The sequence below is a fragment of the Pedobacter psychroterrae genome, assembly GCF_004331695.1.
Taxonomy (GTDB): Bacteria; Bacteroidota; Bacteroidia; order Sphingobacteriales; family Sphingobacteriaceae; genus Pedobacter; species Pedobacter psychroterrae.
Genome location: NZ_SJSL01000003.1, coordinates 34,968 through 51,418, shown reverse-complemented (window position 1 = coordinate 51,418; position 16,451 = coordinate 34,968). Strand labels below are relative to the sequence as shown.

General features: G+C 42.2%; 14 protein-coding genes. 2 read left to right on the top strand and 12 right to left on the bottom strand.

The genetic code is table 11. The features are described 5' to 3' along the window. Window positions 1-9 precede the first annotated feature (9 nt). From EZ437_RS21625 to EZ437_RS14020, 4 genes are all read right to left on the bottom strand, one after another. The gene (locus EZ437_RS21625) at window positions 10-888 is read right to left on the bottom strand and encodes a hypothetical protein (RefSeq protein ID WP_165500426.1); all 879 of its coding nucleotides are present in this window, start codon (window positions 886-888) and stop codon (window positions 10-12) included. A gap of 172 nt (window positions 889-1,060) precedes the next feature. Next, window positions 1,061-2,440: a hypothetical protein gene (locus EZ437_RS14030; RefSeq protein ID WP_131596689.1), complete on the bottom strand. Its 1,380-nt coding sequence runs from the start codon at window positions 2,438-2,440 to the stop codon at window positions 1,061-1,063. A gap of 346 nt (window positions 2,441-2,786) precedes the next feature. Further along, a complete protein-coding gene (locus EZ437_RS14025; protein ID WP_131596688.1) occupies window positions 2,787-3,794 on the bottom strand; it encodes a cytochrome d ubiquinol oxidase subunit II in 1,008 nt (335 codons plus the stop codon). A 4-nt stretch (window positions 3,795-3,798) separates the two neighbouring features. Beyond that, window positions 3,799-5,124 carry a cytochrome ubiquinol oxidase subunit I gene (locus EZ437_RS14020; protein WP_131596687.1) on the bottom strand — a complete coding sequence of 442 codons (1,326 nt, stop codon included), beginning with the start codon at window positions 5,122-5,124 and terminating at the stop codon, window positions 3,799-3,801. Between the two features lie 247 nt (window positions 5,125-5,371). On the opposite strand from EZ437_RS14020, the gene EZ437_RS14015 reads away from it, so the two are divergent. After that, window positions 5,372-6,166, top strand: a complete 795-nt coding sequence (locus tag EZ437_RS14015; RefSeq protein WP_131596686.1) for a hypothetical protein — start codon at window positions 5,372-5,374, stop codon at window positions 6,164-6,166. Between the two features lie 4 nt (window positions 6,167-6,170). Here the strand turns inward: EZ437_RS14015 and EZ437_RS14010 are convergent, their stop codons facing one another. After that, window positions 6,171-8,738: a M1 family aminopeptidase gene (locus tag EZ437_RS14010; protein WP_131596685.1), complete on the bottom strand. Its 2,568-nt coding sequence runs from the start codon at window positions 8,736-8,738 to the stop codon at window positions 6,171-6,173. A 66-nt stretch (window positions 8,739-8,804) separates the two neighbouring features. Here EZ437_RS14010 and EZ437_RS14005 point away from each other — a divergent pair, with 66 nt between their 5' ends. Further along, window positions 8,805-9,653 carry a DUF2911 domain-containing protein gene (locus tag EZ437_RS14005; protein ID WP_131596684.1) on the top strand — a complete coding sequence of 283 codons (849 nt, stop codon included), beginning with the start codon at window positions 8,805-8,807 and terminating at the stop codon, window positions 9,651-9,653. A 92-nt stretch (window positions 9,654-9,745) separates the two neighbouring features. Here EZ437_RS14005 and EZ437_RS14000 read toward each other — a convergent pair whose 3' ends face one another. The 7 genes from EZ437_RS14000 to EZ437_RS13975 form a co-directional block, all read right to left on the bottom strand. Beyond that, the gene (locus EZ437_RS14000) at window positions 9,746-11,446 is read right to left on the bottom strand and encodes a sodium:solute symporter (RefSeq protein WP_131596683.1); all 1,701 of its coding nucleotides are present in this window, start codon (window positions 11,444-11,446) and stop codon (window positions 9,746-9,748) included. Next, complete coding sequence (locus EZ437_RS21620; RefSeq protein WP_165500425.1) at window positions 11,443-11,589, bottom strand: hypothetical protein; 147 nt, start codon at window positions 11,587-11,589, stop codon at window positions 11,443-11,445. Before EZ437_RS21620 ends, EZ437_RS14000 begins: the two co-directional genes overlap by 4 nt. Window positions 11,590-11,592: 3 nt before the next feature. Then, the gene (locus EZ437_RS13995) at window positions 11,593-14,028 is read right to left on the bottom strand and encodes a PIG-L family deacetylase (protein ID WP_131596682.1); all 2,436 of its coding nucleotides are present in this window, start codon (window positions 14,026-14,028) and stop codon (window positions 11,593-11,595) included. Between the two features lie 123 nt (window positions 14,029-14,151). Next, entirely contained in the window at window positions 14,152-14,751 is a 600-nt protein-coding gene (locus EZ437_RS13990; RefSeq protein WP_131596681.1) for an NDR1/HIN1-like protein, read from the bottom strand. A 5-nt stretch (window positions 14,752-14,756) separates the two neighbouring features. Next, window positions 14,757-15,212: a DoxX family protein gene (locus EZ437_RS13985; protein ID WP_131596680.1), complete on the bottom strand. Its 456-nt coding sequence runs from the start codon at window positions 15,210-15,212 to the stop codon at window positions 14,757-14,759. Between the two features lie 92 nt (window positions 15,213-15,304). After that, a complete protein-coding gene (locus EZ437_RS13980; RefSeq protein ID WP_131596679.1) occupies window positions 15,305-15,910 on the bottom strand; it encodes a TetR/AcrR family transcriptional regulator in 606 nt (201 codons plus the stop codon). Between the two features lie 87 nt (window positions 15,911-15,997). Further along, entirely contained in the window at window positions 15,998-16,444 is a 447-nt protein-coding gene (locus EZ437_RS13975; protein WP_131596678.1) for a KTSC domain-containing protein, read from the bottom strand. Window positions 16,445-16,451 lie beyond the last annotated feature (7 nt).

Sequence of the window (16,451 nt, the reverse complement as noted above, 5' to 3'; positions counted from 1 at the left end):
GCCGATAGATTATTTCGCAACCAATGCATACTTGCCCCAAAAATCTGTCGGACTCATTAAAGACTGAAAATCAATACCACCACCTCTGGGAGGACCGAAGTTACCTCCGCCACCACCGCCTCTATTGCCACCACCACCACCGCCGCCTCTGTTGCCGCCACCGCCGCCAAATCCTCCTCCATCTAATCCGGGTAGTTGAAGTCCATTCAATTTAATATTATAAGCAAACTCCTTGGAAGAGTCTTTGGTAAGTCCAAGCGCTTCAAGTGGAATTGCCATTTCGTAGAAAAAGCTATTGTCTTTCTCTATATTTCCAAAGGCTTTAATTCCATATTCGTTATAGATAGAAACAAGGGTATCAGCAGTATTTTTAAATCGGCTGATTTTGATTTCCTTAACTTGCGAAAGTTGGGTTTTTTGCATAGCGGCCATCATCGAATCTCTTTGTTTCACAGAAGTAGTGCCGCCGCCAGATGCTCCACCACCCATCCTCATCATAGCCCTGCGATCACCCCCACCTCTTACATTTCCGCGGTTTACCAGCGGATAAGTCAGTGCAATACTCTCTTTTTCTTTCTTTTTTCCATCAGGGTTTACAGAGAAAGTAATGCCGCCGGCCATGATCTTTGTATTATTACCAATATCTTTAGATTTTACAACCAAATAAAGATTTTTATCATCATTACATATCAGATAGGAGATATTGGTTCGTTTATTTTCCGAAAAACTGACCCCTTCCCATTCAAAATTCTTGCCGTCAACTTTAATTGAATGCGGAGCAGATATGCTCACCTCCTGCAGTTCGGTAACCTTTTGTGCCTGTGCGTTTAGTCCAAAGCCTGCAAGTAACAGGGTAGGTATGGTAATTTTAAAAAATCTCGTTTTCATATCTGAACAAATTGTCATAAATCTATGCCTTTTGTTTATGACAGCTAATATCCGGTTAGGTTTAATCCACCCGTTTAAGTTTTTAATTTGTCTTTCAAATGTTACAATGCTTTTTCCAGTTTTCCGCAAGATGCAGGGCTATTTACGAGTGTTAATCAGCCAGCCGGGTTATTTAGTTGGCTTTCACTGTCAATGAGCTTGCTGGTTTTACCCAAACAGCTTTCCTGGTAATTATTTTTCCTATGTCATTTAAGAATTTAGGCTGCCACAATATTTGCTTTTCTCCCTTGTTGATCAGCGTTGTTGCTTTATTTCCTTCGTGTTTTATTGTGATCAATGTCTTCAATACAGGCAGATCTCTCAATTCAGAAGTGGTCGCAGGTTTTCCACGGTGTAATGTTGTTACCTGATCAAGTCTTGCGTCGGCCTCAACCCCCATTAATCCTTCTACAAAACCTTTGATTACACCAAAAGAAACTTCAGGATATTCTCTCCGGCTCGTGGTCGGATCAGTCAGATGTAGCAAATAATCGTAAGCCTTTTCTGGTTTTCCATTCTGATACATGATCAAAGGAAAGTACGACAGATTTTCTATATTCCAGTCCTTCGACAATAAATGTTGTATGGTTTTTTGTTTTCGTTCCCCTTCTTTCAATGCATCAAACCAAAGCAGAAAAGTTTCCCCTTCTTCCATACCGAACTTATCATCGTTAGAATAAAAAGTATGGTATCGGGAAACTGTATCATTCCACCAAAAAGCATCTATGCTTTTCTGATAGCCGACAGCTTTTTCTTTAAACAGCTTTGCCTTGTTATGCTGACCCTTCACATCGAGAATTGAAGCATACGACATCAGTCCCCTGTATATTGCCCCAACCAGGTCAACCCCCATTTTAATGTTGGGAACACCTTCTGAATAAGAAGGTAAACCACGGCATCTATGAAAAGAATCTTCATCATTAAAAGGCATAGGCGCATTTGGATGCGTCGGCCGGCTAAGCAGGGAATCTACCTGGAGCACCCAGCGGCCAATATAGTCAGTAACCGATTTTTCATAAAAATTCTCAAAACCTGCACCTTTAATATATTCTTCATCTCCTGTCCATAAATATAGCTTCCAGCCGGTATTCAGAATATCAAAATTAGCATTCAGGTTATACCAGAACTCCTTATCATTACGATAATCTTCCACAGCTGGCTTCCCCAAGTGGTTGATCTCCCAGTAAGAACACCAGTCCTTAGATTCAGATATGTTATTGACAAAAAGCCTTAGCATATTTTTATTCTCCTTACTTAAACCCAGAATCTCTCCTCCGATGCTCTGATGTGCAACATCCCGCATGCAGAATGCAGATCTTGGTGGCAGCGCAGATTCATACCACGGCCCAACGGGATCAGAGGGCTTTCCTTTATAACTCAAAGCCATTTCTTTGGCCCGGCCAAATGCGATCTGCAATGCTTCGTCGGTCGATTTAAAAGTTACTCCGTCATTTTGGGCGTAAGAGCCAAAGCAAAGACAGAAAAAAAAATAGAGAAAAATGAGCTTTTTCATATATTAAACAATCAAAGCTACAGTTTTAGGAACGTATACCAATAGAATATCCGTGGATTTGCATGAAGTATTCAATTAAACATTAGACGAAAACAACAAAATGCATTGCTATATTCGGGATGAAATAGTATGTAATCCGTAATCAGGATATGTTAAGTTCTATTCCAGGACTAGACAAGTCATTATGCATTCGATTCTTCCAGGGTCTACAGTAAGGATTGCTAAACATAACGCTAAGGGTTGACAGCCAGGCGACCGAACCAACCCTTTACATAACCTCACGCAACCCTCTACCAATAGCGAACAGAGAGCGAACACAGAGCCAAAAAGGAAGAATGTAGTTATTCTAAAAATCCTTTTTACGCTGAAAAATATAGATCAGGTAAACGAGTGCCGGCAAAATAAATAAGCTCCCGATCAATAATGCATAACCAAGCGTGTCTATCGTTTTTGCCTGCCCCTGATGCATCAATAAAGAAAGGTCTGTGCCATTCTTTAGCAATACAATTTTAGGGAAGTGGGTATAAGTAGCTGCAAAAAGAATCATGGTAACCTGAAAACCTGCAAGCAGACGCAGGAAAATCGGCTTGTTGCGGCCAAGTACAAAAAACATAATCCCTAACGAGATACTTGCTGCAATGATGGCTGCAATACCGGGCCAGTCGCCAAAGATCCAGTTCAAGACGGGGATGCCTTCATAACCGGCCGCTATAAAGACCAGCAATCCGCTAAACATGACCACAAAGATCACCCGCCGCGCTTTCCTTACAAAGTGCTCCCTGTCTGCACCCTCATCTGCTTGTCCGATGATAAATATGGTGGCAAGAAAACCGCAGATACTTACGGTAAACAGACCTACAGCTATAGAAAACCAGCTAAGCCAGCTGAACACATAGGCCGACAAAAAATCGGCTGCAGCCGGATCGATCTGTCCTGATACCGCACTGGCTGCAATGATCCCAAGGAAAAATGGAGTGATCAGACTGGAATACACAAATATCGGTGTATAAATCTTTTGCATGTCGTCTTTGACTGCGTCATAATTCCTGAATACAAAAGCAGTGCCCCTCGCGATGATACCCAGGAGCATCCCCACCAATGGAATATGCAGGTAAACGGAAATGGTAGTATATATTTTTGGAAATCCTACGAACAGTATCACGACAGCAATGATGAGCCACATATGATTGGCCTCCCAGATCGGACCAATTGCATTGTACATGGTCTTTCGTGTTTTAGGCCTGTTGGCCCTGGAGGTAAACAGCTCTATGATACCGGCACCGAAGTCTGCCCCGCCAAGCAGGATGTACAATAAGATGGAGGTCCACAGGAAAACGATCACAACGTATATCATGACTTTAGCTATTAGTATTTGAGGATGAATCGTATAATTTGCTTACCATCGTGATCTGTCTGTATAACAGTAAGCTTACTATTACTGCCAGAGAGATATAGATGGCGGTAAACAGATAAAAAGAATAAGCGATGCCCGGCATTGGCGTAACGGCATCTGCTGTACGCATCACGCCATGAATGATCCAGGGTTGTCTGCCTACTTCCGTGACGGTCCAGCCTGCTTCCAGCGCGATAAAGCCCAACGGGGTAGCCAGTACAAAAAGCTTTAAAAGCCATCGGCTGTCCTGCCAGCGCTTCTTCTTCCACAAAGCAAAGAAATACAGCAAAGCAATCAGTACCATAACCATACCCAGACCTACCATGATCTGAAACGCGTAATGTGTAATGGCAATTGGAGGCTGGTCCTGTGTAGGTATCTTATCCAATCCGGTTACTTCTGCATTTACATCCCCTTTGGCCATAAAACTCAGTAAGCCCGGTATCTTGATCGCATAATCGACCTTTTTGTTGGCTGTATCCGGTATACCGCCTATAATCAATGCCGCATTTCGCTCTGTATGAAAATGGGCTTCCATGGCCGCCAGTTTTGCAGGCTGCCGCTCTGCCACATCCTTTGCAGAAATATCTCCACTGATGGGCTGCAGGCAAGCCGCAACTGTACCAAATATGGCAGCAATCTTAAAAGCCTTGCTATGGAAAGCCACATTCCTTCCCCGAAGTATCATTAATGCATGCACCCCGGCCACAGCAAATCCGGTGGATACGAATGCTGCTATCGACATATGCAATGCCTGTGAAAACCATGCGTCGTTGAACATTGCCTTTATAGGATCAATGTTCAGATATTTTCCATCTACGTAATCAAATCCCGCAGGACTGTTCATCCAGGCATTGGCCGCTACTACCAATATCCCCGACAGCAATCCGCTGATACCCACTACCACACCTGTAGCCCAGTGAAACCAGGGATGCAGCTTACCCCAGCCATACAAATAAAAACCAAGTGCGATGGCTTCAATAAAAAATGCCGTCCCCTCCAAAGAAAACGGCATTCCAAATATAGGGCCTGCGTGTTCCATAAAGGCAGGCCATAAGAGACCCAGCTCGAAAGACAATACAGTACCCGACACTGCACCAGTCGCAAAGAAAATCGCTACACCCTTGCTCCAGGCCTTTGTTATATCTTTAAAGACTGCTTTCTTGGTTCTGAGCCAGTAAAAATGTGCTACGGTCATAAAAAAAGGCATTACCATTCCAATACAGGCAAATACAATGTGGAAGCCTAATGAAAAGGCCATCTGGAGGCGGGCAGCTAAAAAATCGTCCATATTATGAAGCAAAATAAACGTGAAGCGCAAAAAAGATTACGCTACAAAAGTAAGTGTAAATCGCCATTCCGGAGACGATTTATTCAAGTATTAAATGAAATTATTTGGATTTTTTCTCAGAAGCTTGGGTTAAATACAAAAATATTTAATATCACAACAAGATATTTAAAAATAATAAATTAGTAATTTTATTTGCTTTAAGGTAATTATTGATTAATATTGCCAACAATAGTAATCAAATATTTAAATGATGAAAGTCAATAATACAGCACTATTTTTCATTCCTCTATTTATCATCTGTGTTTCCTGCAAGAAACTGCCGAAGCAGGAAGAAACTGAAATTGTGCCGCCGGATGAAACTGGTTTAAAAAAGGTTTTATTACCTGTTAAATTAAAATCTGATAAGCTAACATTAACACTCGACTATCAGCCGGGGACAGCATTGCTGACAAAGATCAGCAGTACAGATAAAAGCCATATTTTAATTACTTATAAACCCACTTACTATCGAGTGGAGCGATTTAAAGACAATGTGCTTTACCATTACGCAGATTTCATACTGTCTGATAAGAGGGCAACAAAGGTACATTCATTTGATTCTTTTGGAAGGGTTGACGTTCCTACCGGCAATTATATGCTCAGCTACAATACAGTGGGTCAGCTGGTCAATATCAAGGACTACAATGCGGCAAATGAATTTATCCTGGAAAGCGTGATGTCTTATTCTGCCTTGGGAAATTTATCTGAATTAAAGCTGACAGATCAACAAGGTAAAGCCAGCGTGGTTGAGTATTCCTACGATAACAAAAATGGTATTTTCAAAAATGTGTTACATTCCCAATTACTTTTCCTGGAAACAGCATACCCTATTTTTTCTCCTGCTTCCAACAATTGGCTGAGTTGTAAAAACACCAAGATCCCGAATGCGCAAATTACTTACAGTTATCTCTATAATATCGATGATTACCCTTCCCGGATGGTGATAGAAGATACCACGGGTAAACAAACTTTCGACATTACTTATGCCGAACTCAGCAACTAAACTGCTATTGCACCAGAAGTCTTTCAGCCCTCAAAAGGTTGTCTGCAGTCTGCAGTATCTTTGCTTTCAGCTTAGGATTATATTTTGGATTATTCTTTAAGAAGTCCTGTACTACCTTGACTGCCTCTTTACTCTGGTAATAGCCAAATGTAGACTGCAACCAGTTCTGAGGGAAAAAGATATCACCGGTAGTCTGTATTTCTGTTAGCATATCCAGGCTTTTAGGCAGATATTTTATAGCGCTTGCTTGCCTTAGCGGATGGTGCAGATAATAGAGTGCGGCTCCTACATTAGCTTCTTTTTCGCGGTTTGCCTTAAGTTCAAGACTTTTAAAAAAAGCATCGCGTTCTTTAACGTCTGAAGAAACGGCTGGCATGATAAACTCGAATCTCTTTTTCCTGTCGGCATTGCTGATTTTTTCCAATTGTTTTGTTAAGATCGCAGGGTCTTTATCATCTCTAAGCGCCAGAGAGAAAGCAAGCGAGGTAAAGTCATCTTCTGTAAGCTTTAAGCCCTCAGGAGTCTTTTGTGTATTCCAAATCGCATATAGTCTATTTCTTCCTTCATCTGATACATAGATATCCTGATAAGTCTTAAACAACAGCTTTTTGTGATTGGACAGGGTATGCTTTTGCATCGCTGTCCATAAGGAATTCTCCAGACCGGCGACAGATTCTTCCCGTATTGCTTTAGGAATAAATTCCCAGTAAATGGTACTGATGTAATTGGTGATCAGTTTAAGATTTAGTTCCTCATTTTCTTTTTGCAGCCCGTCGACAAAAAGATCCAGTAACGCTTTGGGCTTTATTGAACGTCCATTCAGCATATTTTCATAGAGTGAAATGTAAGCAGAAGCACGACCTAAAGGTTTTTCTATCGAATATATCTGGTCAAACATCCCTTCATCCAATGGCCATAGCCCGTATCCCTGACCGGAAGAATTGAACAGCACAAATAACGGCACTTCCATTCCTTCTGCTTCTTTCAGTTCTATCGACGCTGCATTCAGGTTAACTGTCAGCTCCTTCTGACCGTCGGGATAGAAAAGTGTAATTTCGAAAAACTGCGGCCAGATCCTTTTGGTTCCATATTCAGGTTTCTGTGTGATGATGAATCTATCTATTTTATTGCCGGTTTTTTTGATCTCATAATCTACCACCGGTCTACCGGGTTCATTGACCCAAACGGTATTCCATTGCTGCAAGTCTGCTGTAGTATGTTTATCCAGGATTGTGATCAGGTCTGGCCAGGAAGCATTACCATTGGCAAATTTCTTCAGGTATTCCCTTACGCCCTGTTGAAATTTGTCCTTGCCCATCAGCCTTTCCAGTTGCCTCATCATGATCGGCGCCTTATGATAAATGATGTTGCCATACATAGTCCCTGCGTCTTTAAGGTTGTCGAGGTCCTGCCTAATGGGATTGGCGCCTGTAGTCCGGTCTATGCCATAAGCAAGCGGAAAATGGTCTACCAAAAACTTAAGGTCAAACACCTCTTTTCCTGTATTCACTTCGGTACTCTTATCAGCCATAAAATTGGCGAACACCTCTTTCATCCATACATCCGTAAACCAGTTCATGGTCACAAGATCCCCGAACCACATATGTGCAGTTTCGTGCGAGATGAGGTTACTTCTCGCATTCAGCTGGTCTTTGGTAGCGCCACCATCCAGAAATAATGCAGAGGCCTTGTACTGAATGGCTCCGGGATGCTCCATACCCCCAAACTGATAGTCGGGAATAGCCACAAATCCAAACTTCTGGAAGGGGTAGGAAATTCCAGTCCAATCTGCTAAATAGGTTAACGCCTCATTATGAATCTTAAACACTTCATTTACACTGTTCTTTATCTTTGCTGTATCTGTTTCACGGTATAGAAAATCTGCCTTCATATTACCTGTATTTCCGGTCGCTAGTTCAAACTTCCCTGCTGCGAAAGCAAACAGATAAGTACTTAATGTATCAGAAGTATTGAAATGATAGGTTTTTCTACCATTTATTACCACAGCATCTTTTAATGCTCCGTTAGCCAGTGCCTTCCAGTCGCCCGGCACTTTTAAAGTGAGCGTATAAGTAGCCTTCAAATCAGGCTGGTCAAAACAAGGAAATACAGTCCTGGCCCTGTCGGGCACAAACAGTGTATACAAATAGTCTTCATTTCTGTTCAGGGCACCATTGCCGGCGTCAAATTTAATCTCAATAGTATTTTGTCCTTCCTTAAGGTATTTTGTATCGATTACCAGGTGCTCACTATCGTTGTTTATTGTTGTAGCCTGTCCGTTTACGTCAATTGCCTTTATACGCTTACTGTCTTCTCTAAAGTCCAGTTGCAGCGGATTGGCGTTGGCCTTAAGCTGAAATGTAAGGACCTCAGCGGCAGTTATTGCGGTTTCTTTTTCTCCGGGAATATCAAGTTCCAGTTTGTAATTTATATGACTGATCACTGATTTCCGGTAGGCAGCCAGTTCTTTTGAAACACCTACTTCTAAACTGGGGCCAGATGCATATTTCGCTCCTGAACAGGAGAAAAGAAAGATGATGAACGTAAGATAACAGAAACGAAGATTTACCATAATGGCGAATTTATGGAAGATTACTGTAATTTAGCGACAACAAAACTTAATTCAATTCAAAATATTATGAAATCTATTTTAAAGACTTTACCACTAATTGCACTGGTGGTGACATTGCAATCAGAACTGAAAGCCCAGGGATTAAAAATGCCCGCAGCCAGTTCCACTCAAACTATTTCTCAGAACTTTGGCCTGGGAAAAATTTCGGTAACTTATTCACGTCCGAATGTGAAAGGGCGCAAGATCTTTGGTGGCCTGGAGCCTTATGGGGCTGTTTGGCGTACGGGAGCAAATTCGGCAACGGTTATCAGCTTGACTGAAGCCGTTAAAATTGAAGGTCAGGACCTGGCTGCAGGAGAGTACGGCCTGTTTACCATTCCCGGACAAAACGAATGGACAGTAATCATAAGTAAGGGTGCTCAGCAGTGGGGAGCATATACTTACAAAGAAAGTGATGATGTACTGCGTTTTAAAATAAAGCCAGTTAAAACAAACAGCAAGGTGGAAACATTCACTATCCAGTTTGCCGATGTCTTTCCTACTGCTGCCAAACTGCAGCTGATGTGGGAGAATACTGCACTGAATATATCACTTGCTACAGAGGTAGACTCAAAAGTTATGGCCGGCATTGATGAGGCGATGAAAGGTGAGAAAAAGCCATATTTCCAGGCCGCTCAGTATTATTTTGAAAACGGCAAGGACTTAAACAAGGCATTGGAATGGATGAACGCTGCTGATGCTAACAATACTAACCAGCCTTGGGTAAAACTTTGGAAGGGCCGTTTGCAACTGAAAATGGGTGATAAGAAAGGTGCAGCACAAACAGCTGAAGAGGGATTGAAGATTGCTACAGAGATTAAAAACCCTGAGTACATCAGGTTAAATACCGCATTGATCGCGGAAGCTAAAAAATAAAAGTATTGTTAAAAAAAAGCAGGTACTGTTCGTCTCCTCAAAGCATTTCGGAAGGGAAAATCTTTGCATGTCGACCCACAATACCTGCTTTTTTATTGAATGGTAATGCGCTGTTTTCTCAGGAGTTTCTGGATAATGACTGAAAACACCACCACCAGCATACAACCTATCACATTGAGCCATAAATAAGCTACCAGTTCCAGCTGACCGATCACTATCACCAGCATCTCTGCCGCTAAAGCCGCAAAAAACACAGCCCTGCCATTTACATGGCGCACATAGAACGCCACCAGAAAGACACCCAGTATAGTTCCGTAGACATAGGAACCTAAAATATTGACCGCCTCCAGCAGATTTCCAATTTTACTGGCATACAGTGCCATAACGATACATATTACTCCCCAAAATACCGTCGCAATTCTGGAAGCCTGTAAGTATTGATGGTCTGAAGCATCCTTCTTGATCAGCCGCTTGTATATATCTATCACCGTAGTAGACGCCAATGAATTTAATGCGCTTGCCGTTGAACCCATAGAAGCCAGAAAGATTATGGCTATCAATAAGCCTATAAGTCCCTGTGGCAGATATTGGGTCACAAAACTCAAAAATATGTAGTTATTGTCCTTGGTATTCGCATGTTCATCATTCTTTACCATGAGGTCTGTAACCTTAGTCCTGATGGACTTTTCCTTTTCATCAGCAACTTGTAAGGTCTTTCTATGCGCATTGATCATCGCTTGATCATCCTGTTCAAGCGCCACATTCATTTGTTCTACCACCACTTGTTTCTCTTCAAATGCTTTTTCGAAATCAGCTTTGATCACACTCAATTCGGGTGCATACTTACTTTTTTCCAGTTTATTCAGTTCAAAACTGTTGAAGAATATCGGTGGGCGGTTATACTGATAAAACGTAAAGACAAGCACACCTATTAGCAATATCAGAAATTGCATGGGTATCTTTACCAAACCGTTCATTAAAAGCCCCAGCCTGCTCTGACTGATGGAAGCGCCCGACAAATACCTCCCCACCTGACTCTGGTCTGTTCCGAAATAAGACAATTGCAAAAAGAACCCTCCTATCAGTCCCGTCCATACGGTATACTGGTTGTTAAGATCGAGTTTAAAATCAATGGCATTGGCCCTGCCCATTTTACCTGCAATGCTGATCGCCCTGCCAAAGCCTATATCGGCAGGTAGTAAATGTACTACCATCACACCCGCAGCAAACAGACCACAGAAAATAATGCTCATTTGCAGCATCTGTGTATAAGAAACGGCCTTTGTGCCACCATATACGGTATAGCATACCACCAAACTACCGATGAACAAAGTAGTATAAGTAGTGTTGATATCTAAAATAGTAGACAGAATAATAGAAGGTGCATAAATGGTTATGCCTGTAGACAAGCCCCGCTGTATCAGGAAAAGAAAGGCTGTTAAGGCCCGTGTCTTGAGATCAAAACGCTGCTCCAGGTATTCATAGGCAGTATAGACTTTTAATCTGTGAAATATAGGCACAAAAGTAATGCACAACACAATCATCGCCAGGGGCAGGCCCAGATAAAACTGGACAAAACTCATCCCTGAGGAATAAGCAAGGCCTGGCGCAGACAGAAAAGTAATGGCGCTGGCCTGGGTGGCCATTACGGAAAGACTTACATGATACCAGGGCAGGGATTGATTGCCCAATAAATACCCCTGTATATTGTGTGTACCGCGACTTTTATAAATGCCGTATACTACTATGACAACCAGTGTCAGGATTAAAACTACCCAATCTATAACACTCATTCAAAATATTTTGTAAAAGCATAAAAAAGTAACACCAGCAGCACTAGCCAGCCAATAAGCAGGGCATAGAACTGCTTCCAGGTCTTCACAAAAGGTGGAAGCTCCTGCTTTTCCGGTTGTCCTGGCTGCTTATCCTGTTCCATAAACTATTTTTTAGCGGATAATAAGTTTACAAATAACCTGTAGGCCCCGGGAACACCAGCCGGCAACTGTCTGAAGAATGACAAACCTGTGTATACAAACCTTCCTTTACCATAATCGGCAACGATCAGGGAACCATTTTTAGCTGCCTCTCCGTTGTCGTTCATGCTTAAAATGGGTGTGTATTTTTCATCGAGGCTACCTACGAAGTATAATCCCCGTTCCTGGATCCATCCATCAAAATCTTTTGAGGTAATCTTATTTGGAAAGTTTAGCACAGGATGTGCAGGCGCCAGCAGGCTTACCTTTGCGTCTTCTTCAGTCACCCGATCTCTCATGATCCCAAAAGAATAAGGCCCGATATTGTTCAATTTTAAGGGCCCGTTTACATTGTACTGAACCAACAGTACTCCGCCGTTTTCCACATACTTCATCAGCTTTGGCTGCATGCCCTTCACGTCTTCACTCACATTGTACAGCCTAACGCCAGTAACGATCGCATCAAAACCCGTCAGATCAGTATGGATGACCTGAGCAGCACTTAGGCTTACCACATCATATCCGACCTGCTTTAATGATTCAGCCACCAGGTCTCCCGCCCCGGCTATGTAGCCGATACGTTTGCCGGCCAGTTTCAGATCTACCTTATTTACCATGGCTTCGGCAAATGGAAACAGCGTCTGGGTTGGGATATGCTCATAATCAATTACCTTAAGACCATGATGATAAGTCTTGTCCTCTACTATCACATTTAAGGACAGTATTCCGCCTGTGGTATTACCAGCAGGTGTGATGGTCAGTTCCACAGCCTGTTCATCACCCTTTCTGGCCAGATTAAAATCCAGCTTCTTTGGGGATACGATCCATCCTGCAGGTACTTTTGGTTCAAGTACTCCGGCAGCATTGTCTTTAAAGTTCCTCAACTGCAGGGTAATCTTTTTAGGCTCATTGCCATTAAATACAAAAGCCTTATCTGCCAGGGTAGCGGTTACCGGCGGTGCAATCACCAATGGCTGATAGATTTCTCCCCTTACCTGATCCGTGTATTTATACACTACAGGACGTTTTTTTTCTATTACCTGGTCACCTATCGTAACCCTAAAAAAAGCATGCAAGCCTATCGGGTTCTCTGCCAGGCCTATTTTAGACAAGGAATCTACGGTATAAGTACCTGATACATGAGGCTTTTCCAGCCAATATGGCTGCGTTATCACTGAAGAAGCCTTTATCTGCCGATCGTGCGTGATAAACTTATTAGGAGGAAGAATAAAAGAAGAGCCGCTCACTATTTCTTCTATATTTACCGACATTTGGGATTCATCCTTAAGCCTGGAAATACCCTGTATCCTGACATTCACCATTTCGCCCAAAGCATACGAAGGATTTACAGCGGCACATTCCAGCCAGATACCGGCACAAGCCAGGATCAGCTCGTCCAGTTGCTCTTGTTTGAAAGGCTTACCTTTTACCAAGGCTTTCAGCTTCAATAATTTTGCTATCGATTTGGAAGGATCAGAAACATCATATTCGGCATTGATCTCTTTCAGTAACTGCTGAATGGAGGTACTGCCCGGTATCCTGTTGAGGCTAAAATCTATCCCGTCAAATATATCACCTGAGGCTTTCTCTCCTGCGACGGGAGTAAAGTATTCAGTAGAAGATCCACGCTGCCTTGCAGAGCCAAAGCCCTGACTTCTATGATTAGACCTGCTTTCTGCTGCTATTTCGCCATAACTTTTTCCCAGCAAAGAATTATAAGCACCTACTTCCATTTTCAATTGCTCGTCAGAAGTGGTGTTGTTGCCACCAAAGTTAAAGGTGTTCCAGACAACGCGTTTTGCCTGCCATGGCTTCACAAAAGCCAGTTGCTCAGGAAACTGTTTAGGATCGGCAGCCGCAATAAAACCTTCACGTGCCAGGATGCCTGAGCCTGAATGGTGCCCATGCCCGGCACGTCCATCTTCCGGAAACCGCGCAATGATCACATCAGGCTGAAACTTTCTGATCACCCATACCACATCAGCAAGGATCTTTGCCTTGTCCCATATTTTAAAACTTTCTTCCGGATTTTTAGAGAAACCAAAGTCATTAGCCCTGGTAAAGAACTGTTCTGCACCATCGGTGCGACGCGCTGCCAGCAGTTCCTGCGTACGGATCAGACCTAGCACTTCTGCCTGTTCATTACCTATCAGGTTTTGTCCCCCGTCTCCCCTGGTGAGTGACAAATAGCCGGTTCTCACCTTCTTTTCTTTTGCCAGGTAGGCAAGTAAACGGGTATTTTCATCATCAGGATGTGCAGCAATGTAGAGTACACTGCCATACACATTCAGCCCTTCCAGTCCCTGTTTGATTTCAGCAGCATTTAGCTGCTGCATATTCTGTGCCTTCAAACAAACCGGTAAAACTGCAATTAACAAGAACAGGTATAAATGAAACTTCATATTTTGTAAATATATAACCTTAATGACGGTTTCGAAATTAATTAAAAAACATCACTCTACAGTTAAATACCTACTAAAATCGGTAACAATAATGCAAAAATACGACCCTTTTTATAGGAGATTTTACAGCAGGATTTTACTACTCACTTCTTTATCTATGGTGATATAGCCAGGGTATTTCACCACTGAATTGCCTACTTTTATACTCGGTTTGATCTTTAAAGTCAATATACCCTTCCTTTCAGGGCCACCTTTGCCTGCCTGCAAAAATTCGTTTATCTCCTGCATTACTTTACTATTGGACAAGAAAGGATAAAGATTGATCTGCATATCTACAGGCACAACAGTAGCCTGCCCTGCCCCAATATTTACCTCCTGGTTTACAATACCATCTGCCAGCTCCTGTTTATTGATCAGGATCTTGTATTCAAACTGATTGATGGAGGCTGCATCGCCTGTTGGATTTTTAACTTCCAGGTTTAAACGGGCTTTAAGCGGAACATCCTGCCTTAGCAGGCCCAGTGCTAGACCAGGCAGACTTGCCAGGTTAATATCCTGATCTTTAATCAGTTTTTTTACATCCGCACCGCCAACAGTAATCTGATCAGCAGAGATGATCCTATAGGTACATTTTTCAAGCGCTTTAATTTGCTGCGCTTGTTTGTTAATACCACAACCTGCTATCACAATGGCAATCAGGCATCCAGATAGTATTTTTCTCATTTTTATCATCTTCTACTACTTCTTCTTCTACGGCCGGAACTTTGTCCTGAACTACGGCCAATTAAACTATCAAAACTATACTTACCCGGGCCTGAGAACAACAAAAATACAAACACCAGCAAGTAATGAAATGCCATTTCCTTTGTTCCAAAATCATCCTGGGCATGGACAATAAATGCCGCTACGAGCATTGTAATGATTAACGGTATAATAGCCAGTCTGGTACATAGGCCCAGTATTAATAAAACCGAGCAACCAACTTCAGCAAAGATCGTCAGATAAAGTGAGGGTTCCACACCAATCCCAATAGGATCGCCAAACTTTATTTCTCCTCCAGCCAGCAGGCCCTGTAGTTTTGGAATTCCATGAGTTAGCATCAAAGCAGCAATACCTATGCGCAGAAAAAGCAGCATACCATGAACGGTTTCATTGTTAAAATTGGTATTAAATAATCTTTTCATGTAGATTCTCGTTTTTTAGTAATCGGTAAACATATATAAAAACTGTGCAAACCCAACAATTTTAGTTCCACAATTATTATTCAGTAGTTAATTTATTTAATAATCAGCGACTTGATAAATCCTGATATTGCATCCTGAAGGATCATTCTTTTTTCCTCTGCCGGCTTACCCTCTTTTTGGATCATCTGAATGGACACGATACCATGAAGTATAGAAAAATAGGTGTGATATTTCAAAAAATAATCAGCTTCCCGATTCTCACTGCCTTCAATTGCTTCCTTGATGGTGGAAATCATGATCATCGTCATCACCTTCATTTCAGCAATTTGATTGACCATCTCACAGGCAGGGATGCCCAATCCGAACATCAGCTGGTAATACTCTTTATGTTCAAAAGCAAAATCCCAATATGCATTTGCAATGGCTTCAAGCTGTACCGAAGGGTCTGAATGCTGGTCTTTGACCCCTTGAAGCTGGTCTGCCAGCTTCTGAAAACCTTCTTTTGTGAACTCTAAAAGAATAGCCTCCTTGTTTTCAAAGTGGGTATATATAACCGGAACGCTATATTCTATTGCATCCGCGATCTTACGGATGGATAAAGATTGCCATCCATCAGCCAGTACCTGCAGCCATGCTGCTTCCAGAATGCTGGCTTTGAATTCCTCTTTTTGTCTAATTTTACGTTCTGCGATACCCATAGCACAATAGTTAACGGTGTTAACAAATGTAACAAGGAGAATTAGATTTACAAAATAACGAAGGCTTTCTGACGCAATAGCTACAATCTAAGCAGTAGCCAGCTTGGCTATATTCCTGTATGGAAAGGACCCAAATATATGACGGCGTGCAAATCTACCAGGAGAATCGGCATTCACCAGCTTTACATAAATTGCTTTGGGAACACCAAAATATTCATATGCACTTCCATCCAGGAAATGAACAGTCAATACCAAACCAGCCCAGTTATAGTCGGCAATACCACAGGTAGCAGTTGTTTGCGTATACTCATCAAGAGAGATGGCAAGTGTTTCCGGAGCAATACTTACCAGAAAATGGTAGGCCTCAATGATCTCCTTGCTTTTGGTCTCTGCTTCTGCTTTGGCTTCTTCACTGTCCTGAAACTTATCCGGGTGCCAGTCTTTCATTAAATTCCTGTAAATGGTTTTTAATTCTTTCAATTCGGCATCCTTCTGTACACCCAATAACTTCCTGTAATCTGCTATCTTCTTCATAAAATTT